Annotated in this window: 16 protein-coding genes; 3 read left to right on the top strand and 13 right to left on the bottom strand. The window is 64.5% G+C overall.

All coding sequences use genetic code 11. The features are described 5' to 3' along the window. The first annotated feature begins 106 nt into the window (after positions 1-106). Together katG and NLM15_RS00260 are read left to right on the top strand one after the other, a co-directional pair. Positions 107-2,272, top strand: coding sequence for a catalase/peroxidase HPI (gene katG / locus NLM15_RS00265; RefSeq protein WP_254114665.1), 2,166 nt, complete (start codon positions 107-109; stop codon positions 2,270-2,272). Between the two features lie 185 nt (positions 2,273-2,457). Then, the gene (locus NLM15_RS00260; protein WP_254114664.1) at positions 2,458-4,848 is read left to right on the top strand and encodes a hypothetical protein; all 2,391 of its coding nucleotides are present in this window, start codon (positions 2,458-2,460) and stop codon (positions 4,846-4,848) included. Positions 4,849-4,954: 106 nt separating this feature from the next. Here the strand turns inward: NLM15_RS00260 and pnp are convergent, their stop codons facing one another. From pnp to rimP, 8 genes are all read right to left on the bottom strand, one after another. Continuing rightward, positions 4,955-7,108 (bottom strand): polyribonucleotide nucleotidyltransferase, encoded by a 2,154-nt coding sequence (gene pnp / locus NLM15_RS00255; protein ID WP_254114663.1) that lies wholly within the window; start codon positions 7,106-7,108, stop codon positions 4,955-4,957. A 378-nt stretch (positions 7,109-7,486) separates the two neighbouring features. Next, positions 7,487-7,756, bottom strand: coding sequence for a 30S ribosomal protein S15 (rpsO, locus tag NLM15_RS00250; RefSeq protein WP_018644188.1), 270 nt, complete (start codon positions 7,754-7,756; stop codon positions 7,487-7,489). Positions 7,757-7,758: 2 nt separating this feature from the next. Beyond that, positions 7,759-8,877 (bottom strand): tRNA pseudouridine(55) synthase TruB, encoded by a 1,119-nt coding sequence (gene truB, locus NLM15_RS00245; RefSeq protein WP_254114662.1) that lies wholly within the window; start codon positions 8,875-8,877, stop codon positions 7,759-7,761. Beyond that, a complete protein-coding gene (gene rbfA, locus NLM15_RS00240; protein WP_254114661.1) occupies positions 8,874-9,305 on the bottom strand; it encodes a 30S ribosome-binding factor RbfA in 432 nt (143 codons plus the stop codon). Before rbfA ends, truB begins: the two co-directional genes overlap by 4 nt. 155 nt (positions 9,306-9,460) lie before the next feature. Next, the gene (gene infB / locus NLM15_RS00235; RefSeq protein ID WP_254114660.1) at positions 9,461-12,169 is read right to left on the bottom strand and encodes a translation initiation factor IF-2; all 2,709 of its coding nucleotides are present in this window, start codon (positions 12,167-12,169) and stop codon (positions 9,461-9,463) included. A 71-nt stretch (positions 12,170-12,240) separates the two neighbouring features. Then, positions 12,241-12,924, bottom strand: a complete 684-nt coding sequence (locus NLM15_RS00230; RefSeq protein WP_254114659.1) for an RNA-binding protein — start codon at positions 12,922-12,924, stop codon at positions 12,241-12,243. A 23-nt stretch (positions 12,925-12,947) separates the two neighbouring features. Continuing rightward, entirely contained in the window at positions 12,948-14,558 is a 1,611-nt protein-coding gene (nusA, locus tag NLM15_RS00225) for a transcription termination factor NusA (RefSeq protein WP_212485061.1), read from the bottom strand. Between the two features lie 2 nt (positions 14,559-14,560). Further along, on the bottom strand, positions 14,561-15,316 hold the full coding sequence (rimP, locus tag NLM15_RS00220; protein ID WP_254114658.1) for a ribosome maturation factor RimP: 756 nt from the start codon (positions 15,314-15,316) through the stop codon (positions 14,561-14,563). A gap of 385 nt (positions 15,317-15,701) precedes the next feature. Here rimP and NLM15_RS00215 point away from each other — a divergent pair, with 385 nt between their 5' ends. Continuing rightward, positions 15,702-16,784, top strand: coding sequence for a DUF2336 domain-containing protein (locus tag NLM15_RS00215; RefSeq protein ID WP_254114657.1), 1,083 nt, complete (start codon positions 15,702-15,704; stop codon positions 16,782-16,784). A gap of 91 nt (positions 16,785-16,875) precedes the next feature. Here NLM15_RS00215 and trmB read toward each other — a convergent pair whose 3' ends face one another. The 5 genes from trmB to NLM15_RS00190 form a co-directional block, all read right to left on the bottom strand. Continuing rightward, positions 16,876-17,586, bottom strand: a complete 711-nt coding sequence (gene trmB / locus NLM15_RS00210; protein ID WP_254114656.1) for a tRNA (guanosine(46)-N7)-methyltransferase TrmB — start codon at positions 17,584-17,586, stop codon at positions 16,876-16,878. Then, entirely contained in the window at positions 17,583-18,740 is a 1,158-nt protein-coding gene (locus NLM15_RS00205; RefSeq protein ID WP_254114655.1) for a M20 family metallopeptidase, read from the bottom strand. Before NLM15_RS00205 ends, trmB begins: the two co-directional genes overlap by 4 nt. Before the next feature lie 85 nt (positions 18,741-18,825). Continuing rightward, positions 18,826-19,239 (bottom strand): helix-turn-helix domain-containing protein, encoded by a 414-nt coding sequence (locus NLM15_RS00200; RefSeq protein ID WP_008131807.1) that lies wholly within the window; start codon positions 19,237-19,239, stop codon positions 18,826-18,828. A 221-nt stretch (positions 19,240-19,460) separates the two neighbouring features. Next, positions 19,461-21,074, bottom strand: coding sequence for an apolipoprotein N-acyltransferase (gene lnt / locus NLM15_RS00195; protein WP_254114654.1), 1,614 nt, complete (start codon positions 21,072-21,074; stop codon positions 19,461-19,463). Further along, on the bottom strand, positions 21,071-22,189 hold the full coding sequence (locus tag NLM15_RS00190) for a hemolysin family protein (protein WP_254114653.1): 1,119 nt from the start codon (positions 22,187-22,189) through the stop codon (positions 21,071-21,073). The genes lnt and NLM15_RS00190 overlap by 4 nt, the downstream gene beginning before the upstream one ends.

The following is a 22,189-nucleotide window of genomic DNA, read 5'->3' as shown; positions in this document are numbered from 1 at the left end:
TATCGCAGCGATCATTAAAGTCAACTTCCCCTGATCGAACGCGAAGCTTAGAGTGGTTCTACCTGGTCAAAAGGCGCGAGTTCGACGCCCGCCAGAGGAGGTATTCATGGACGACTCTTCAAAGTGCCCGTTTTCGGGCGGAAAACCCACGCGCGTGAATCGCGACTGGTGGCCGACCCAGCTCAGCATCGAGATGCTGCACAAGAATTCCGCCCTGTCCGACCCGATGGGCAAGGATTTCGACTACGCCAAGGAATTCAAGACGCTCGACCTCAACGCGGTCATCAAGGACCTGACGGCTCTGATGACCGACTCGCAGGAATGGTGGCCCGCCGACTTCGGTCACTATGGCGGCCTGATGATCCGCATGGCCTGGCACAGCGCGGGCACCTATCGCACCACGGACGGCCGCGGTGGCGCCGGCGCCGGTCAGCAACGTTTCGCACCGCTCAACAGCTGGCCCGACAACGCCAATCTCGACAAGGCGCGCCGTCTGCTCTGGCCGATCAAGCAGAAATACGGCCGCAAGATTTCCTGGGCCGATCTGATGGTGCTCGCCGGCAACGTCGCGCTGGAATCGATGGGCTTCAAGACCTTCGGTTTCGCCGGTGGCCGCGCCGACGTCTGGGAGCCGGAAGAGCTCTATTGGGGTCCCGAAGGCACCTGGCTGGGCGATGAGCGCTACAGCGGCGAACGCCAGCTCGCCGAACCGCTCGGCGCGGTGCAGATGGGCCTCATCTACGTCAATCCGGAAGGGCCGAACGGCAAGCCGGATCCCGTCGCTGCGGCCAAGGACATCCGCGAGACCTTCGCCCGCATGGCGATGAACGACGAGGAAACCGTTGCGCTGATCGCCGGCGGCCACACCTTCGGCAAGACCCATGGCGCGGGCGATCCCTCGCTGGTCGGACCGGAGCCGGAAGCGGGTGCGCTGGAAGATCAGGGCCTCGGCTGGAAGAGCAAGCACGCTTCGGGTCTGGCAGGCGATTCCATCACCAGCGGCCTTGAGGTGACCTGGACCACAACGCCGACGAAGTGGAGCAACAACTTCTTCGAGAACCTGTTCAAGTACGAATGGGAACTGACGAAGAGCCCGGGCGGTGCGAACCAGTGGACGGCCAAGGGCGCCGACGCGATCATCCCCGATGCCTTCGACAAGTCGAAGAAGCATCGGCCGACGATGCTGACGACCGATCTCTCGCTGCGCCTCGATCCGGCCTACGAGAAGATCTCCCGTCGCTTCCTCGAAAATCCCGATCAGTTCGCGGACGCGTTCGCCCGCGCCTGGTTCAAGCTCACCCATCGCGACATGGGCCCGATCCAGCGCTATCTCGGCCCGCTGGTGCCGAAGGAGACGTTGATCTGGCAGGATCCGATTCCGGCCGTGAATCACGAGCTGGTCAGCGATCAGGACATCGCTGCGCTGAAGACCAAGATCCTGGCTTCGGGTCTCTCGGTCTCCGAGCTGGTCTCGACCGCCTGGGCGTCGGCCTCGACGTTCCGCGGCTCGGACAAGCGCGGCGGCGCCAATGGCGCGCGCATCCGTCTTGCCCCGCAGAAGGATTGGGAGGTGAACCAGCCGGCTCAGCTCTCCAAGGTCCTCGGCAAGCTCGAAGCGATCCAGAAGGACTTCAACGCGTCATCCGGCGCCAAGAAGGTCTCGCTCGCCGACCTCATCGTCCTCGGCGGTTCGGCCGCGGTCGAGAAGGCCGCGAAGGATGCCGGCGTCGACGTGAAGGTTGCCTTCACGCCGGGCCGCATGGATGCGTCGCAGGAGCAGACCGACGCGGAGTCCTTCGCGCCGCTGGAGCCGCGGGCCGATGGTTTCCGCAACTATATCGGCAAGAAGCATCAGTTCCTGCAGCAGGAAGAAGCCCTCGTCGATCGCGCTCAGCTCCTAAAGCTCTCCGGACCCGAGCTGACCGTGCTCGTCGGCGGTCTGCGCGTGCTCGGTGCCAACGCGAACGGTTCGAAGCACGGCGTCCTCACCGCGAAGGTGGGCACGCTGAGCAACGACTTCTTCGCCAACCTGCTCGACATGAGCACGCAGTGGGTGCCGGTCGCTGACGGCTCCTACGAGGCCCGCGACCGCAAGACCAATGCGGTGAAGTGGACCGGCACGCGCGCCGACCTGATCTTCGGCGCGCACTCGCAGCTCCGTGCTTTCGCCGAGGTCTATGCCTCGTCGGACGCCAAGCAGCAGTTCGTGCAGGACTTTGCCAAGGCCTGGACCAAGGTGATGAACCTCGACCGGTACGACATCGCGGGCTGATCCCAAGGCCTAAGCAAGCGACAAGCAAAAAGGGCGGCCGCGAGGCCGCCCTTCGTGTTTTGGAACCGGGGACACGCTTGCTTGCAGGCGGATCGAATGCCGGCGTTGAGGGTGACCTGTAAAAATGCAATCATAGGGAGAAATTTCAGCCGATTGATTTTCAAGCCGCGTTTGCCGGGTATGCCATGTGGAAGAAGGCTTGGGCCGCCATCGCCGCCGTTTCCTGGTTTTTCGTTTGCGCGATTCGGTACCTTCTCAGGCCGTTCGTCTGGCTGTTCGTCCTAGCGCTTGCGGTGCTGGCGATTCTGATCCTGGTCCTGCCGACGACGCCCCGCGACGTCGCTTACCGAAACATAGATCCCGCTTCGGAAATCTGCGGCTTCTCTCCAGATCAGGCATGGGCCGTTCTTGCCGATCCAGCCGGAACCAAGGATGCGCTGGTCGACAATGATGAGATCAAGGCGCTCGCGAAGTTTCCCTCCGGCGGATGGAAGAAAAAATTCGCCTGCTCGCTTCAGCGACATACGATTCCCGCGGCTGATGGCGGCGACCCGCTCTTCTACAACCTGGCGTTCGTGGAGTTCAGGGAGGACGGTTCGCCTTACGAGCTGATCAAGGATTTGGACAAACCCTATTCCATTGAGGAGCTGTCGAGCCGGGTCCGCTTTGTCAGCGCCAACAAGCGCGAGCCGATCACACAATTGCGGGCGCTCACAAATCTGCTGCGGCAAACAGCCGGCCGCAACTACGTGGTGGCGTTCGTCCATGGCTGGCGACATGACGCCCGAATCGGAGACGACAACGTCGCCGCACTGCGCAGATATGCAGCCCATGCGGCGCGCTACTTGAAGGAGCGATGCCGAGCCGGCGAACAGGAGCAATGCGGACGGGTCGTCACGGCGGTCTATATTGGATGGCGGGGGGCTAGGATCGATGAACCGCGCATTGTCGATCCGCTTGTCGCGGCCGGAGATTGGCTGGACGGTGGACCGAACAAATGCCGGGAGGACGATTCCCCCAGGCCGGCCGGCGGAGGTCGAAGCGCGAAGCGGTGCTGGCGGACGACACTGGGCGGCTTGGGCAACAATACGGCCTCGCTCATTGCGGCCCTTACGCTCTTTGACCGGAAGCCGGTCAGCGAAACGATCGCGCCGCATGTTCTGACTGCCATACGGTCAATCGAGAGCACGTTCGATATCGACAGGAATGGACGGACGGTCCGTTATTACGAAAGGGAGCAGAATCCGAATCGTCTTCTGGTGATTGGACACAGTCTTGGCGGAAATCTGCTGGCGACGGCACTCGAACACGACGCCGTCAAGCGGGTCGAATGGCAGGCGGCTCGTAACGCGGAGCTGCGCCAGAGCAGGCTTCTTGCAGGCTCCGGGCGCTCTTCATCTCCGCCGAAGCAAGAGAACTATTTTGAGCCGCCGCTCGGAAACCTCGTTGTCCTGATCAATCCCGCGGCCGAGGCGCGGAAATGGACCTCGATCCAGCGTGCCATCTGGCAGCACATCGCGTTCAGGGAAGGCGAGGCGAAGGTCGACGAGGACTATGGCCATGAGTTCTTTCCGGACTACCAGCGTCCGGTTGTCATCGCGATTACGTCGGCATTTGCGTGGCCGCCAGGCGGCATACGCACGGAAGATTGCGCCGTCGCGTACAACTTCGACAAGGCGTTCAGGGACGATCCCCCTGTGGTCGGGGGCGCCGACGTTCTGCGCCGAAAGGAGGAGCGACTACACACGGCCATTGATGATGTCGACGAGAAATCGAAGAAGGGCGGCGTGGTCTATGACACCGCGACGCACGACCTGTTTCCCTTCTTCAAGTTCGACTTCCGCCCGATGGCGGATCGGCTCGATCGATACGCACGGTACCTTGCGGAAGAGAAGGTGCCGCGGCTCTCCTGCGTCAGGGAGCCGGAGGTCAAGTCGCGGTTGTCGCGGCTGTTGATCAAGATCGCAGCTCTCCTGCGCGATGCCCCCTTCCAGAACTCCGACATGGAGGAAACCAGAACCATCGGCAATCTCGACGTTCCGCGGCACGCTGCCGGGACGCTGGGTGACTATCTGATTCCATCCAAACCGTTCGGAACGACACACGAGATCCGCGGGCTCGCGAATGCCGCCAGATCGATGTCGTATTCGAGCCTCGCAACGAGCAAGCTCGTCGAGTGTCCGATCAGCCATTTCTGGCTGAGCCGGGCGCGCAGACAGCAGGCGCCTCATGGCACGAACTGGAGCAGCAGCGATCTGGCCGCGGCGGCTCCGGATGAAAATCCGCTGGCGAAGCCGTTGTCGGCGAGAATTGCCCACGGCTTCGACATGGCCGGCATCACGCCCGTGACGAGAGCGAACGATCCGTTCTGGAACATGCGGGCCTATGACGATGTCATTGCCGAGCACAGCGGTTATCGTCTTTCCTCGTTCATCTGTGCGATCAACCAGCTTGTCATGGACGAGCCGACCAAGCTTCCCGGCCCACCGGCGCCGGCGGCCGCCGCGGAGGTCCCGAAGAATCCGGCGGACAATCTCACCGTTTCGTCCCCGCCTGTGATCCTCAAGAAGAACTGAAGGACGCTTTTTCACTCGGCTTCGCCGGCCGCAATTACCGCTGGCTACGCACCAACAAAAAGGGCGGCCGAAAGGCCGCCCTTCGTGTTTCGGATATGCGGAGCGATTACTCGCCGGCGGCTTCGCGCGGGGCCTTCTCGCCCTCGCCCTTGCCCTCGAGGTCTTCGCCGGTGGTCTGGTCGACCACCTTCATCGACAGCCGGGTCTTGCCGCGGTCGTCGAAGCCGAGCAGCTTGACCTTGACCTTGTCGCCTTCCTTGACGACGTCGGAGGTCTTCTGCACGCGCGCCGAAGCGAGCTGGCTGATGTGGACGAGGCCGTCCTTGGAGCCGAAGAAGTTCACGAAGGCGCCGAACTCCATCACCTTGACGACGGTGCCGTCATAGATCTGGCCGACTTCCGGATCGGAGGCGATCGACTTGATCCACTTGATCGCGGCCTTCATCGCCTCGCCGTCGCTGGAGGCAACCTTCACGGTGCCGTCGTCCTCGATGTTGACCTTGGCGCCGGTCTTCTCGACGATCTCGCGGATCACCTTGCCGCCGGTGCCGATCACTTCGCGGATCTTGTCGGTGGCGATCTTGAAGGTCTCGATGCGCGGCGCGTATTCGCCGAGCTCGGCGCGGGCGTTGGTGAGCGCCTTGGCCATCTCGCCGAGGATGTGGATACGCCCTTCCTTGGCCTGACCGAGCGCGACCTTCATGATCTCCTCGGTGATGCCCTCGATCTTGATGTCCATCTGGAGCGAGGTGATGCCCGCTTCCGTGCCGGCCACCTTGAAGTCCATGTCGCCGAGATGGTCCTCGTCACCGAGGATGTCCGAGAGAACCGCGAAGCGCTTGTCTTCGAGGATCAGGCCCATCGCGATGCCCGCGGTCGGCCGCTTCAAGGGCACGCCGGCATCCATCAGCGCGAGCGAAGCGCCGCAGACCGAAGCCATCGAGGACGAGCCGTTGGACTCGGTGATCTCCGACACCACGCGCGTGGTGTAGGGGAATTCGTGATGCGGCGGCAGCACCGGGTGGATCGCGCGCCAGGCGAGCTTGCCGTGGCCGATCTCGCGGCGCTTGGTGCCGCCGAGGCGACCGGTCTCACCGACCGAGTAGGGAGGGAAGTTGTAGTGCAGCAGGAACGTCTCTTTGTACGTTCCCGACAGCGCGTCGATGTACTGCTCGTCCTCGCCGGTGCCGAGCGTGGTCACGACCATCGCCTGGGTCTCGCCGCGGGTGAACAGCGCCGAGCCGTGGGCGCGGGGCAGCACGCCGACTTCGGCGACGATGTTGCGGACGGTCTTGCTGTCGCGGCCGTCGATGCGCTTGCCGGTGTCGAGGATGTTCCAGCGAACGATCTTGGCCTCGAGCTCCTTGAACACGCCGGCGACGCGCAGCTTGTCGAATTTCGGCTCCTGCCCTTCGGGGAAGTAATGGGCGATCACCTTTTCCTTGACCTTGCCGACCGCGGCGTAGCGATCCTGCTTGACCGGGATGGCGTAGGCGGCGCGCAGCTCCTGCTCGACGAGGCCGAGCATTTCCTTCTCGAGCGCCGAATTGTCGATCACGGTGACTTCGCGCGGCTCCTTGGCAGCCTTCTCGGCGAGCTCGATGATGGCGTTGATCACCGGCTGGAAGTGGCGGTGACCGAACATCACGGCGCCGAGCATGATGTCCTCGTTGAGCTCCTTGGCTTCCGATTCCACCATCAGCACGGCGTCGGCGGTGCCGGCGACCACGAGGTCGAGCTGGGTGTCGACCATCTCGTCGAGCGTCGGGTTGAGGATGAACTCGTCATTGGCGAAGCCGACGCGCGCTGCGCCGATCGGGCCCTTGAAGGGCGCGCCGGACAGGGTCAGCGCAGCCGACGAGGCCACCAGCGCCACGATATCGGGATCGTTCTCCATGTCGTGCGACAGCACGGTGACGATCACCTGGGTCTCGTTGCGCCAGCCGTCGACGAACAGCGGACGGATCGGACGGTCGATCAGACGGGAGACCAGCGTCTCCTTCTCGGTCGGACGACCCTCGCGCTTGAAATAACCGCCGGGAATGCGGCCTGCTGCGTAGGTCTTCTCCTGGTAGTCGACGGTCAGCGGCAGGAAGTCGACGCCTTCGCGCGGCGCCTTCGCCGCGACGACGGTGGCGAGCACCACGGTCTCGCCATAGGTGGCGACGACGGCGCCGTCGGCCTGACGCGCGATCTTGCCGGTTTCGAGCTTGAGAGTGCGTCCACCCCAGTCGATCTCGACTGAATGCTTATTGAACATAGAGGTCTTCTTTCATGGGTTCTCGAAAGTCTGACGGCCCCGAAAAACAAAAACCATGCGCAAGATTGCGGGACGCTGATCGAAGCGGGCGATCAGCGTCCTGCGATCCTGCCATGGTTTTCGGATTTCGGATGGCGTCCATCCTTTCGGGTCATACGGGCGCCTTGCCCGTTGTGCCCAGCCGCCGGATTGCTGCTGGACTTTCAGTCGGCATGAATGCGAACGCCGAACCTTCGGTCTTCGCTCATCATGCCCCGGATGCGAATCATCAACGGCTCGCATCCGACGTGCACGTAGCCTCGATCAAAAACCTTTAAACAAATGCTTTCGCTCGAAGCCACGTGCGAAAGCGCGCGCCATTGGCGCGCGCAGCAACACTTAACGACGAATGTTGTGCTTCTCGAGCAGCGCCTTGTAGCGCGCCTCGTCCCTCTTCTTGAGGTAGTCGAGCAGCGAGCGGCGGGTCGAGACCAGCTTCAAGAGGCCGCGACGCGAATGATTGTCCTTCACGTGGGTCTTGAAATGGTTGGTGAGGTTGTTGATGCGTTCCGACAGGATCGCGACCTGAACCTCGGGCGAGCCGGTGTCGCCGGCTTTGGTGGCATTGGTCTTGATGACTTCCGCTTTGCGTTCTGCGGCAATCGACATCGTCAATTTCTCTCGTTGCGACCGGGGCTGGCAGTCAGGCCGGTCAGGTTGAACACACGCTTGGGGATGATTTCGCCATTGCCGACTTCAGCAAGCGCCAACAGGCGGCCTGCCACCGTGACATAGACTGTGCCGCTACAAGTGGGCGCATCCCGTCCGCGCAACAAAACGGCCTGGCCCCGATGGAGCCTTGCCGCATCAGCCCGTGTGACGGCCAGTGCCGGGATGTCGTCCAGCGCGGTCTCAACGGGCATAAGCGCGTCGGCGAGGCTGCCCTCGCCGGACGCGGCTCTATCGCATAAAGCCTCCAACTGATCCAGCGGAATCATGTCGTTCTCGTCAAATGGGCCGACCAGGGTCCGCCGCAGCGCGCAGATATGGCCGAAAGTGCCGAGAATCCGGCCCATATCGCGGGCCAGCGCGCGGACATAGGTCCCCTTGCCGCACTCCGCCTCGAACACCGCCCGGTCGTTATCCGGTTGATCTACAAGGGCTAAATGGTGAATCTCGACGGGGCGGGGGGCCAGTTCCACGACCTCGCCGTCGCGCGCGAGGTCATAGGCGCGCTCGCCCTGGACCTTGATCGCCGAATAGCGCGGCGGGATCTGCTCGATCACCCCGGTGAAACGGGGCAGCAGGGCCAGGATGGCCTCGCGGGTCGGGCGCTGGTCGGAGGTCGCGGTGACCCGGCCCTCGATGTCGTCGGTGTCGCGCTCCTCGCCCCAGCACACGGTGAACTGGTAGCGCTTGCGGCCGTCCATGACGAACGGGACCGTCTTGGTGGCTTCGCCGAGCGCGATCGGCAGGCCGCCGGAGGCGAGCGGGTCGAGCGTGCCGGCGTGGCCCGCGCGCTTGGCGTTGAACAGGCGCTTGAGCACGGCGACCGCCTGTGTCGAGGTCATGCCGATCGGCTTGTCGAGCACGACCCAGCCATGGACGTCGCGGCGGTCGCGGCGCGGCTGGTTGCCTTTCTGCTGCTTGGCGCGGGGATCGTTGTTGACGCGGCGCGGCTCCTGATGCGGCTGGGAATCGCCGCCGAGATCCGCAAAATTATTTTTCTGCACGTCGCGCTGATCGGCCTCTTCGCCGCCGATCGTGCCGTGAGCCGGGTCCATCGTCATTGTTCTTCTTCCCGATCCGATTCCGGATCCTGTTCCAGGTCCTTCTGCACCGCAGGTGTTCGCAAAAGCTTCTCGATCCGTTCCGCTTCGTCGAATCGTTCGTCGACGCGGAAGCGAATGTCAGGTGCAAATTTCAGGTTAACGCGCCGCGCGACTTCGCCGCGCAGGAATTTCTTGTTGCGCTCGAGCGCAGCAATGACGACCTCGGTGTCGCGGCCACCGAGCGGCATCACATAGACTGTCGCGAGCTTCAGGTCGGGCGACATCCGCACCTCTGGCACGGTGATGATGTGACCCTCGAGGTCATCATCATGCACATTGCCTTGCGCCAGAATCTCGGCCATCGCGTGGCGAACCTGCTCGCCGACACGCAACTGGCGTTGCGAGCCGCCCGGCGCGGAACTTTTCTTCTGATGGTGGCGGGGCATGGTCGAAAATCACCTCGTCGTGCCCGCGTTTGGGACACGAGCATTGTCATTTGTCCTGTTGAAACGAATGCGGCGCGGATGGCCGGAAAAAATCCGGCCATCGCACTCCGCAATTTCAGCTCAAAAAGATCCGGGCGCTTCGGTAAGATTTGGACTTACAGGGAGCGCTGGATCGTCTCCACGCGATAACACTCGATGACGTCACCGGCACGCATGTCGTGATAGTTCTCGAAGGCCATGCCGCATTCCTGACCGGACTGGACTTCCTTCACTTCGTCCTTGAAGCGCTTCAGCGTCGACAGCTTGCCTTCGTGCACGACGACGTTGTCGCGGATCAGGCGCACATTGGCGCCGCGTTCCACGGTACCGTCGGTGACGCGGCAGCCGGCGACCTTGCCGACCTTGGAGATGTTGAAGATCTCCAGGATCGCGGCGTTGCCCAGCATGGTTTCGCGCAGGGTCGGCGCGAGCAGGCCGCTCATCGCCTTCTTCACGTCGTCCACGAGGTCGTAGATGATGTTGTAGTAGCGGATCTCGATGCCGTTGCGCTTGGCGGCCGCGGCCGCCTCCTTGTTGGCACGAACCGAGAAGCCGATGATCGCGGCGTTGAAGCCTTCCGCGAGCGTCACGTCGGATTCCGAGATGCCGCCGACGCCGGCATGCAGGATGCGGGCTGCGACTTCGTCGGTGCCGAGCTTCTCCAGCGAGCCGAGGATCGCTTCCAGCGAGCCCTGCACGTCGGCCTTGATGATCAGCGGGAATTCCTTGCGGCCCGCCGTCTTCAATTGCGACATCATCTGCTCGAGCGAGCCGCGCATGCCGGAGATCGAGGCCGCCGCGTTCTCGCGCTTCTGGTGCGCGCGGTAGCTGGTGACCTGGCGGGCGCGGGCTTCGTTCTCGACCACCGCGAGACGATCGCCGGCTTCCGGCGGACCGTTGAAGCCGAGCACCTCGACGGGCACCGAGGGACCTGCCTCCTGCACCGTCTCGCCCTGATCCGAGATCAGCGCGCGGACGCGGCCCATCTCGGCGCCGGCGACGATGATGTCGCCGACACGCAGCGTGCCGCGCTGGACCAGCACGGTCGCGACCGGACCACGGCCGCGATCGAGCTTGGCTTCGATCACGGTGCCTTCGGCCGGACGCTCCGAATTGGTCTTGAGGTCGAGAATGTCGGCCTGGAGCGCGATCATCTCGAGCAGCTTGTCGAGATTGGTCTTGTTCTTGGCTGACACTTCGACGTCGACGACTTCGCCGCCGAACGACTCGACCTGCACCTCGTGCTGGAGCAGCTCGGTGCGCACGCGCTCGGGCTTCGCGTCGGGCTTGTCGATCTTGTTGATGGCAACGATGATCGGCACCCGCGCCGCCTTGGCGTGGTTGATGGCTTCGATCGTCTGCGGCATGACGCCGTCATCGGCCGCAACCACCAGCACGACGATGTCGGTCACCTTGGCGCCGCGGGCGCGCATCGCGGTGAACGCGGCATGGCCGGGCGTGTCGATGAAGGTGATCTTCTTGCCGCTTTCGGGCGACAGCACCTGATAGGCGCCGATATGCTGGGTGATGCCGCCGGCTTCACCGGAGACGACGTTGGCATGACGGAGCGCATCGAGCAGCGAGGTCTTGCCGTGGTCGACGTGACCCATCACGGTCACCACCGGCGAGCGCGTCTCGGTGTCGGTGGAATCGTCGGTGGCGTCGAACAGGCCTTCTTCAACGTCGGACGCGGCAACGCGCTTGACGGTGTGACCCAGCTCTTCGGCGATCAGCTGTGCGGTGTCGGCGTCGATCACGTCGGTGATCTTGTGCATCGCGCCCTGCTTCATCAGCATGCGGATGACGTCGACCGCGCGCTCGGCCATGCGGTTGGCGAGCTCCTGGATGGTGATCGCTTCCGGAATGACCACCTCGCGGATGAGCTTTTCCTTCGGCTCGTTCGAGGCGTGGCCCTTCAGGCGCTGGGTGCGGCGGCGGAACGAGGCGATCGAGCGCTCGCGCACGTCGTCGGCATTGAATGCGGTCACGACGGTCAGGCGGCCGCGCTCCTTCTGCGGGCCGGGCTTGTGGGTGGGCTTGGGGGCTACCACGGGACGCGCGGCGCCGCCGGGACCGCGGCGGATCTGGCGCGGGCCATCGTCCTCATCCGGTCCGGCTGCGACCGCGGGAGCGCGACCCGGCGGGCCGCCTGCGGGCCTCGCGGTGGTCGTTCCGGGGCGCGCCGTCGTGGTTCCCGGGCGTGCCGTGGTGGTGGTGCCGGGGCGTGCTGCGGGAGCGCCGGGACGCGGTGCGGGAGCGCTCGGGGCGGCCGCTGCGGGACGCGGAGCGGATGCCGGCGGCTGCTCGCCTTCACCAAAACGCTTCTTGGCTTCGGTCTCGGCCTTCCGCTTGGCTTCGTCCTCGTGACGGTGGCGCTCTTCCTCGGCCTTGCGGCGGGATTCGGCTGCCTCGCGCTCGACGCGTTCTGCGGCTTCGCGAACAGCGCGGCGCTGGGCCTCTTCCTCGGCCACGCGGCGCTCTTCGACTTCGCGCACCTTGGCATCGGCCAGCGCGCTGGCGCGGGCGGAACGTTCGTCCTCGGTCAGCGTGCGCAGCACCACGCCGGAGCCGGCGTTGCGCGGCGGAGCCGGGCGCGCGGGAGCGGGCGCAGGTGCGGCCGGTGCCGGCTTTGCAGCAACCGTCGGAGCCTGCGGCTCCGGGCTGCCGTCGATGCGGCGCTTGCCACGCTTCTCGACCACGACCTGCTTGCTGCGGCCATGGCTGAAGCTCTGGCGCACAGTGCCCGTTTCGACGCGCGGCTTGAGCGATAGCGTCTTGCTCGGAACGCTCAGCTTCTTGTCGTCAGGGGTCTTGGTATCAACCATTCAGCAGTCCTAATCCTGATCTTGTTAACGTTGTGCGTTGCCGCACCGTCTTATTGGGTCGTCGTTGTCTCTCAGAAATCCTGGCCGGGCTTTTCGGCAGTCTTGTCATCGTCCGCCATCCGGTATCGGACCAGCATCTGGCTACGTGACAGGAATGACTTGCTCGCCGGGCCCGCGAGCAGGGCAGCATGTATCACATTTGACCGGGTCAGTGCCAAATCCAATTCTATCGATTTCAGGGCAGTGATGACGGGAATCTGCGCCTTGGCGCCGCGATTTCCGTCATTTTGACGTGCCAGCATGTCTAATTTGCGGATTCCGTCCGCGGCCCCGTCGCTGGCGTGGATCAGGACCTCGACCGTGCCTTCCCGCAGGGCGCTCTCGACCTTGCCGAAGCCGGCCACGATCTGGCCCGCCTTGGCAGCGATCCCAAGGGCTTCCGTCACGCTCCGAACCAGGAGCGCTTCGATGTCGGCGGGAAGCGTCTGGGAAATGCGCAGTTCGCGCTTGAAGGCCTTGCTAAATTGGTGACGCCGCACGGCTTCCGCAACCACCTCGCGCGAGGCAGTGACCCACATGCCGCGTCCGGGCAGCTTGCGCTTGAGATCGGGAACTATGTCGCCCTGGGGCGAAATGACGAAGCGGATCAGCTCGTCGATCGGCCGGACCTCGCGACTGACCGCGCACATCCGCATGGTCGCGGACCTTTCGGTCCGCGGGCCATTGTCGAGATCGTGGTCAGTATCTGCAAGCATCCGGGCGACATTCTCCTTCGCCCTTAAGCCGGCTGATCTTCGGTCGCCTCGGCCTCTTCGGCCGGCTTGGCGAGATCGGCTTCGGTGATCCAGCCGGCCTTGACGCGGGCCTGCATGATCATGGCTTCGGCATCGTCACGGGAGATGTCGATACCGTCGAGCGCACCAGGATATTTGGTCTGCTCGCCGCCTTCCTTGCGCTCGGTCCAGCCGACCAGGTCGTCGGTGGCGCAGCCGGCGAGGTCGTCGACGGTCTTGATGTCGTTCTCGCCGAACTTCACCAGCATCTTGGAGGTGACGCCGGGCACGTCCTTGACCGCGTCCTCGACACCGAGCTCCTTGCGACGGGCCTCGATCTCGGCTTCCTGCTGCTCGAGATATTCACGGGCGCGATTCTGGAGTTCTTGCGCGGTTTCCTCGTCGAAACCCTCGATGCCGGCGAGCTCCTTGAGATCCACCATCGCGAGTTCCTCGACCGAGGTGAAGCCCTCGGACGCCAGCAACTGGCCGACCACTTCGTCGACGTTGAGCGATTCCATGAAGACGCGGGTGGAGTTCTCGAAGTCGGCCTGGCGGCGCTCCGATTCCTCCTGCTCGGTCAGGATGTCGATGTCCCAGCCGGTGAGCTGCGAGGCCAGACGCACGTTCTGGCCGCGGCGGCCGATCGCCAGCGAGAGCTGGTTGTTGGTGTCGGGCACCACGACCTCGATGCGCTCGCGGTCTTCGTCGATGACGACCTTGGAGACTTCGGCCGGCGCCAGCGCGTTGACCACGAAGGTCGCGATGTCGGGCGACCACGGGATGATGTCGATCTTCTCGCCCTGCAGTTCGTTCACCACGGCCTGCACGCGCGAGCCGCGCATACCGACGCAGGCGCCGACCGGATCGACCGAGGAATCGCGGGAAATCACGCCGATTTTCGCGCGCGAACCCGGATCGCGGGCCACCGCCTTGATCTCGACGATGCCGTCATAGATCTCCGGCACTTCCTGCGCGAACAGCTTTGCCATGAACTGCGGATGGGTGCGGGAGAGGAAGATCTGCGGGCCGCGGGTCTCGCGGCGGACGTCGAAGATATAGGCGCGGACGCGGTCGCCGTTGCGGAACACTTCGCGCGGCAGCATCTCGTCGCGGCGGATGATGGCCTCACCGCGGCCGAGGTCGACGATCACGCTGCCATATTCGACGCGCTTGACGACGCCGTTGACGATGTCGCCGATGCGGTCCTTGAATTCCTGATATTGCCGGTCGCGCTCGGCCTCGCGCACCTTCTGCACGATCACCTGCTTGGCCGACTGCGCGGCGATGCGGCCGTATTCCAGCGGCGGCAGCGTGTCGGCGATGGTGTCGCCGACCTGGGCGCCGGGATTGGCGCGCTGGGCGTCCACCAGCGAGATCTGGTTGGAATGGTTTTCGACCTTCTCGACCACCAGCATGTGGCGCGATAGCCGCAGCTCGCCCTTCTTCGGGTCGATCTCGGCATGAACGTCAGTCTCGCTGCCGTAACGTGCCCGCGCGGCCTTGGCGATGGCGTCCTCCATCGCCGCGATGACGATACCGCGGTCGATCGATTTCTCGCGTGCAACGGCGTCCGCAATCTGGAGCAACTCAAGTCGATTGGCGCTGACTGCCATGGCTAATCTCCTTCGTCAGGCTCGATCTCGCCCCGTCGCGCGCGTTCGGCGGCCAGGCGATGCTTTTTCGTATTGGTCGGGGCCGGCTTCTTTTTCGGCTTGGTGTTCTTCGTGGTCTTTTCGCTGATCTTGGCGTGCGGCGCCTGCGGCGGCTCCAGGCCGAGATCGCGGCGCATCTGGCGCTCCTCGGCCTTGCCGCGCCGCATTGATTCCGCGATCAGCTCATCGGTCAGCACCAGCCGCGCTTCGCCGATATCCTCCATCGTCAGGAGAACGTCGGCATCGGCGCCCGCCTTGACGTCGTCGCGATGCAGATGCACGCGGTCGCCTTCGACGGCACCGAGCGTGCCGCGGAACCGCTTCCGCCCGTCATGGGCGACTGCCATCTCGACCTTCACCAGATGCCCGGAATAACGCTCGAAATCGGAGCGGCGCACCAGCGGACGATCGATCCCCGGCGAGGAGATTTCCAGCCGATAGGCGCGATCGATGGGATCGGCGACGTCGAGCACGGGCGACAGCGCCCGCGAGATCGCCTCGCAATCCTCGAGCTGCATCGATCCGTCCGGCCGCTCGGCCATGATCTGCACGGTGCAGCCGGCCTCGCCCGAGATGCGGATCCGCACCAGACGATAGCCCATGCCCTCGAGCACCGGACCTGCGACCGCGGACACACGCGCCGCCACGCCCGGCTCGACCACGAGCCTCGGCTCGGCCAGCAACTCGGCATCCGTGGAACCAGTGTTCGGTTCGGTCATATCAGGGGTCAAAGCGCTCGTTGGTTTAGGCTTAGGTTTAGACTTGGGTTAAGGCTTGGTTAAGACTTCAAAGCCCGCTTCGGAGCTTTCCCGGCAGCGCGCCGGGCCGCATCTTCCGCCAAGCCGCGCTCAGGTAATAAAAAAGAGCGGGTCCTTTCGGGCCCACTCTCACTACGCGGATCGTATGAGAAGATGAATTGCCGCTGATATAGCCCTTTCCGCCCTCCCGGACAAGGCCCATCGCAGGCCGGACAAGGCTTTTTGCGCCCCGCCGGTGGGCCCCCCGCGCAACGCTTCCTTCATCTCCGAGGCCTAAATTCCCTGATTGTGGGGCGGCTTGGACCAAGGGCGCACCCGCGGCGTGCCCTGTACGAGTTGCGTTTTCATGACCGTTGCCACGTCGCTCATTCCCGGACTGGACGATATCGTCAAACGCGGCGACCCGCGGCGTCGCGGCGAGATCGCGCGCGCCATCGCCCAATTGTTCTTCCAGGACGCCGAGAAGCTCCGTCCCGAGCTCATCGATCTCTTCGACAATCTTCTGATCGATCTGGTCCCGCATGCCGAGCTCACCTCGCGCGTCGATCTCGCCGAACGCTTCTCGCGCCTGAACAACGCGCCGCCGCACCTGGTGAACCAGCTCGCGCGCGAAAACGAGATCATGGTGGCGGGTCCCGTGCTGCGCCGTTCGCCCGTGCTCGACGACGCCGCTCTCGTCGAGATCGCGCGGCTGAAGGGCCAGGGCCATCTGCTGGCGATGACGGAGCGCCCCGCACTGTCGGCTGCCATCACGGACGTGCTGGTCGAGCGCGGCGATCGCGACGTGGTGCGCCGCGCCGCGGGCAATGTCGGCGCGGTGTTCTCGCCTGGCAGCTATTCCGAGCTGATCAAGCGTGCGTCGCAGGACGGTGTGCTCACGCTGAAGATCGGTCAGCGCAAGGATCTTTCGGGCGAGCACCTGAAACAGCTTCTCGACGGGACGCTCGACGTCATCCGCCGCCGTCTCTCCAGCGTGGTCAATCCTGCGCGCCAGGTCGAGATCAAGCGTGCCATGGCGGCGATCGAGGAGGCGGCGCTGCCGCCGGGCCCGCGTCGCGATTTCTCGGGGGCGCAGCGCACGGTCCTTGCCCTGCATCGCGAGGGTCATCTCGGCGAGAGCGCGCTGCTCGGCTTCGCCAAGGCGCACAAATACGAGGAATCGATCGCCTCGCTCTCGGCGATGTCCGGCGTCCGCCTCTCGATCCTCGATCGCCTGATCGCGGGCGACCGCTACGATCCAATTCTGGTGCTGGGGCGCGTGCTCAATCTCGGCTGGCCGACGGTGCGCGCGCTCATCCTGCTCTGGTACGGACCGCACCGCACGCCGGCCGATGCCGACATCGAGGCTGCGCGCACGAATTTCACGCGCCTGATGCCGACGACCGCCGAGCGCGTCGTGAATTTCTGGCGCAACCGGCAGACGATTTGAAAACATCCCTGTCGTCATTCCGGAGCGCGCGAAGCGCAAATCCGGAATCTCGAGGTTCCGGGTTCGCGCTTCGCGCGCCCCGGAACGACGATCATTTGCGCCTGAACCGCAGATACGCGGTCTTGCGCCCCTCGCGCGTGGCCTTCCTGCCGTATCGCGTCATGGTGTAGCCCGCCCATGGCTGCCGGAAATCGTCGGCGCGCTCCGCGAGCCAGACGAAATCAGGCGAGCGCGCAAGATGTGACAGCGTCCAGGCGCAGTAATCGTCGATGTCGCAGACGAAGCGGAATTCGCCGCCCGCTTTCAGCACGCGCGCCATCGCGGCGATGGTCCGGTCCTGGACGAAGCGCCGCTTCCAGTGTCGCCGCTTCGGCCAGGGATCGGGATGGATCAGGTCGATCCGCGACAGCGATGCCTGCGGCAGCCAGGCCAGGAGCTCGGCGGCATCGCCCGCGAACAGACGGATGTTGTCGATGTTGGCGGCCTCGATCTGCGCGAGGATCTTCGCCATGCCGTTGACATAGGGCTCGCAGCCGATGAAGCCGGTCGTGGAGAAGGTCTGGGCCTCGGCCGCAAGATGCTCGCCGCCGCCAAAGCCGATCTCGAGCCGCACATCGTCGGCCGCGGGGTCGAAGATCTCGCGGGCGTCCGCCGGTGCTTCACCGTCGATGTCGAGGGCAAGATGCGGCAGCAGATGATCGACCAGCTCGGCCTGGTGCTGCCTGAGCTTGTGGCCCTTGCGGCGCCCGAAGAAAGCGCGCTCGCTGTCGTCGCGATCGGGATCTGATTTGCGTTCGCTCATCGCAGCGTCTGATACAGGCGATGGAGCATCCGCGCGCGCGGTTCGAGCGACGAAACGTAGAGCTGCTCATAATGGGTGTGCGCGCCCTTGCCGTCGACGCCGAGCCCGTCGAGCGTTGCGGTGTGCGCCGCCGTGAAATTGCCGTCCGAGCCGCCGCCGGTGTGGGTGTCGACCAGCTCGAAGCCGATCTCGGTGGCGAGCGTCTTCGCATGCTCGTACAGCAAGGCGCCTGCATTGCTCTTCTCGTAGGGCGGACGATTGAGTTCGCCCGTGACCTTCACGGTGACGCCTTCGGTCTTCGATGTCAGTCCGAGGATCCTGTCGACGAATTCTTCTGCATCAGCAAAGCTCGGCACGCGCAGATCGACTTCGGCGTATGCCTCCTCCGGCGTAACGTTGGGGCGCGTGCCGCCGCGCGCCACGCCGACATTCACGGTCACGCCACGCTGCAGGTCGTTCATGCCTTCCAGCGCCAGGATGACGTTGGCGAGCTCGCGGACGGCGCTGCGGCCGTCCTGGGGTCGTGTGCCGGCATGTGCGGGCACGCCCTTGATGAACACACGAAATCGTCCGACGCCCTTGCGCCCCGTGACGATCTTGCCGCCGTCGCGCGCGGGCTCCGTCACCAGCACGTATCTGGCCTTGCGCCCTTCCGTCTCGATCAGCGTGCGCGAGGTCGGGCTGCCGATCTCCTCGTCGGAGGTGAACAAATGCGTGATGCCGAGCGGCGAATGATCGCCGGCGGCGCAGAGCGCGCGAAAGGCGTGATGGGCGATGTAGGCGCCGCCCTTCATGTCGTAGATGCCGGGACCGAACGCGCTGTCGCCTTCGACCTTGAACGGCAGACGCTCGATGAAGCCCATGGGATGAACGGTATCGAGGTGGCTCAGCACCAGGATGCCCGGCTTGTCCTGGCCCCAGGTCGAGCGTGCGATCAGATGATCGCCGCAGCCATCGACGCCGGCGACGCGCTCGAGCGTCACTGGCAGATCGCGATATTGCTCCGCGACCACAGAGATCAGTTTGTTGACCTGTTCGGGCGCGTCCGTCGGCGTCTCGATCTCGACCCAGCGGCGGATGCCATCGAGAATAGTTCTGGAATCGAACCAATTGGATTTGGTCATGAACGCATCTGTGCCTTTGAACCGCATCATCGAAGAGGGCGCGCACCAAGACGCGGCCGCAAATCACGACATAGGCCAGATTTGACGCAGTCTCAAATCGGATTGAGCCGTCGCGTCACCGTTTGTCGGGACCTTCGCGGGCGGCGATCTGCTCGACGAGATCGACGATCGAGCGGCGCATCTTCGAATCAGTGATTCGGGTGAACGCCTTGGTCAGAGCGAGACCTTCTGAGGTCGCGAGGAAGTCCGAGACATAGGAAGGCGAGGCGCCTTCGGCGAAGCCGTCCGGACCAGCCACGCCGCTCGGGCCGCCCTCGAACAGGAATGACACCGGCACCTGGAGAATCTCGGCGATCTGCTGAATGCGGCTTGCACCGACGCGATTCGTGCCCTTCTCGTACTTCTGGATCTGCTGGAAAGTCAGGCCCAAAGCTTCACCCAGCTTCTCCTGACTCATGCCCAACATGATGCGGCGCATACGCACGCGGCTGCCGACATATTTGTCAACAGGGTTGGGCGCTTTCGACATTTCCTCAGCCTCCAAACATCACCTTCGGCGCAATCACAAGAATTGCCTCCGGTGTCAGCATCGTCAAAATCAAACCCTGTTATTGGGAAACATTGCGGAGAAATTTAGCAACGCCCACTGTCTTTCGCAGCCGGTGCAGAATGAGGAGGGCGCGTGCAGTCTGTCAACCGTGGGACTACGGTTGTCAAAGGATTCCGGTCACTGCGGCGGCAAGGGCGTGATCAGGGTGCCCGTTTGGCAACGCGTCGGCGGACCGCCAAGATTACAGCCAGCGCGACAAGCATGGCTGCGGGCACGTCGCCCACCCGCGCATAGACGGTCGGCGGGAGTGCCGCGGGCAGGCTTGCATCCAATATGCCTTCCACGCCGAGGCCGAGGCTGGCAACGGTTCGTCCCACCGGATCGATCACCGCCGATACGCCGGTATTGGCGGACCGGACCAGCGGCAGTCCGAGCTCGATCGCGCGCATCCGGGCCTGCTCGAGATGCTGATAGGGACCGGTCGAGATGCCGAACCATCCGTCATTGGTGAGGTTCACGATCCAGCCCGGACGCTCATTGCGGCCGGCGACCTCGCCTGGAAAAATTGCTTCGTAGCAGATCAGCGGCAGCGCAGGCGGTGCGCCGGGCACCGCCAGCGCATGCCGCACGGTGCCGGGAATAAAGCCGCCGCGCACGCGCGTCAGTTGCTCGAAGCCGAGCTTCTCCATCAGGTCCTGGTAGGGCAGGAATTCGCCGAACGGCACGAGGTGCAGCTTGTCGTAGACCGAGAGCACGCTGCCGTCGTGATCGATCACGTAGATCGAATTATAGGCGCGCGTGATCGGCGTGCCCCGCGGCAGATCGGGGGCGCGGACCGAGCCCGTGATCAGCACCGTGCCCTTCGGCAGAAGCTCGGCGATTTGCGCCATCGCGTCGACTTCGCGGGTCAGGAAGAACGGAAACGCGGATTCCGGCCAGATCAGGATGGTGGCATCGCGCACGCCGGTCGATTGCGGTCCTGAGGCGCGGTCCGACAGCGCCAGATATTTCTTCATCACCTCCGCCTTGGCGGCGTAGTTGAATTTCGCGTCCTGCTGGAGATCCGGCTGCATCAGGCGCAGCTTGGTGCCCGCGACCATCGTGGTCGGATGCAGCGACAGGCGGATCGCGCCGAAGATGCCCATGACAATCAGAAGTGCAATCGCAGCAGCCGGCGCGCGCCACGCCGGGCGGCGATCAGGCGTGCGGTCGATCAGCGCCGCGGGGCTCGCGAAGATCGCGACGCTGAGGAACGTCATGCCCCATAGGCCGATCAGCGACGCCGTCTGCGCCAGCGGCAACGGCTCGGACAGGGCATAGCCGAACGCGTTCCAGGGGAAGCCGGTCAATACGTGACCGCGCAGCCATTCGGCGACGGTGAGGCTCGCGGCGAGCGCGAGGATGCGCGTGGCATCCTTGGTCCAGAGCAGGCGGGCCAGCGCAAAGCCGATTGCGGTGAAGATGGAGAGATAGGCCGGCAAGCCAAGCACGGCGAACGGTGTCAGCCACGCGAACACGTCGGCTTCGACGAAGAAGGCCTTGCCGATCCAGTAAAGTCCCGGGACGAAATAGCCGAGCCCGAACCAATAGCCGGTCAGCGCCGCGGCGGGGACGCCGCGATATCGTCCGGCGCCCGCGCCGTCGATCAGCCAGACCAGCACCGGGAAGGTAATGAACAGCACCGGAAAGACATTGAACGGCGCCAGCGCCAGCACCGACAGCGCGCCGCACCCCATCGCGACGAGCGCGCGCTTCCATCCCCAGGTGAGGATGATGGCAAGCGCGATCTGCCGAAATCGCTGGAAGGGTGTCACTGCGGACCGGTCCCGTCGCCTGGCGGCGGGGTGGGCGTGTCGCCGGACGGCGGCTGACCGCTCTCCGGCGTGGCCTCGCGGCGACGGCTCTCGCGCTGGGTGCGTGGCGCGGGGCGTTCTTTCCGCGTCGAGATGCGCAGCCGCTTGACGCGGCGCGGATCGGCGTCGAGCACCTCGACCTCGTAATTGCCGGGGCCCGAGATCACCTCGCCGCGCACCGGCAGGCGGCCGACGTGGCTGACGAGATAGCCGCCGAGCGTCTCGACTTCCTCGCCGGCCTCGCCGGTGACGAAATCCTCGCCGATCACCGTGCGGACGTCGTCGAGGCTGGCTCGGGCATCGGCGATGAAGGCGTTGTCGGGCAGGCGCACGATCGAGGGCGGCTCGTCGCTGTCGTGCTCGTCGTCGATCTCGCCGACGATCTGCTCGACGATGTTTTCCAGCGAAACCAGCCCGTCGCTGCCGCCATATTCGTCGACCACCAGCGCCAGATGGATGCGCGTGGCCTGCATCTGCGCCAGCAGGTCTATCGCCCGCATCGACGGCGGTACGTAGAGCAGCTTGCGGATGATGCGCGCATCCTGCAGCGGCAGCGCCAGATCGACGGTACGCAGATCGAGGCCGGCCGGCAGCGGCTTCTTGCGCTTTGTCTTCGTGGCCTCCGACACGCGTGCGCGCGCGGTCATGAAAGCGAGCAGGTCGCGGATGTGAACGATGCCGACGGGATCGTCCAGCGTCTCGTTGTAGACGACGAGGCGGGAATGGCCGGCGCTTTCGAAGCGGTCCATCAATTCGCCGAGCGGGATGTCGCGCTTCACCGCGATGATGTCGGCACGATGCACCATGACGTCGGCGATGCGGCGCTCGTGCAGACCGAGGATGTTGCGCAACATGGTGCGCTCGACGGTCGAGAAGCCGGTGTCGTCAGGCGTCGTGGCATCGAGCACGACCTGGAGGTCGTCGCGCACCGATCCCGCCTTCCAGCCGAACAGGGTGCGAATGGCACGCAGCAGCCAGCCTTCCGCGGTCGGGCGCATCACCTCGCCAGGCGTCACCACGGCCGGCAGATTGGGCGTGTTGCGCGGATTGTCGTGGGTTGGCTCGGAATCCGGCAT

It is taken from the genome of Bradyrhizobium sp. CCGB20, assembly GCF_024199855.1.
Classification (GTDB): domain Bacteria; phylum Pseudomonadota; class Alphaproteobacteria; order Rhizobiales; family Xanthobacteraceae; genus Bradyrhizobium.
The sequence above is the reverse complement of the archived record's forward strand: the minus strand, read 5'-3'. Positions and strand labels throughout refer to the sequence as shown.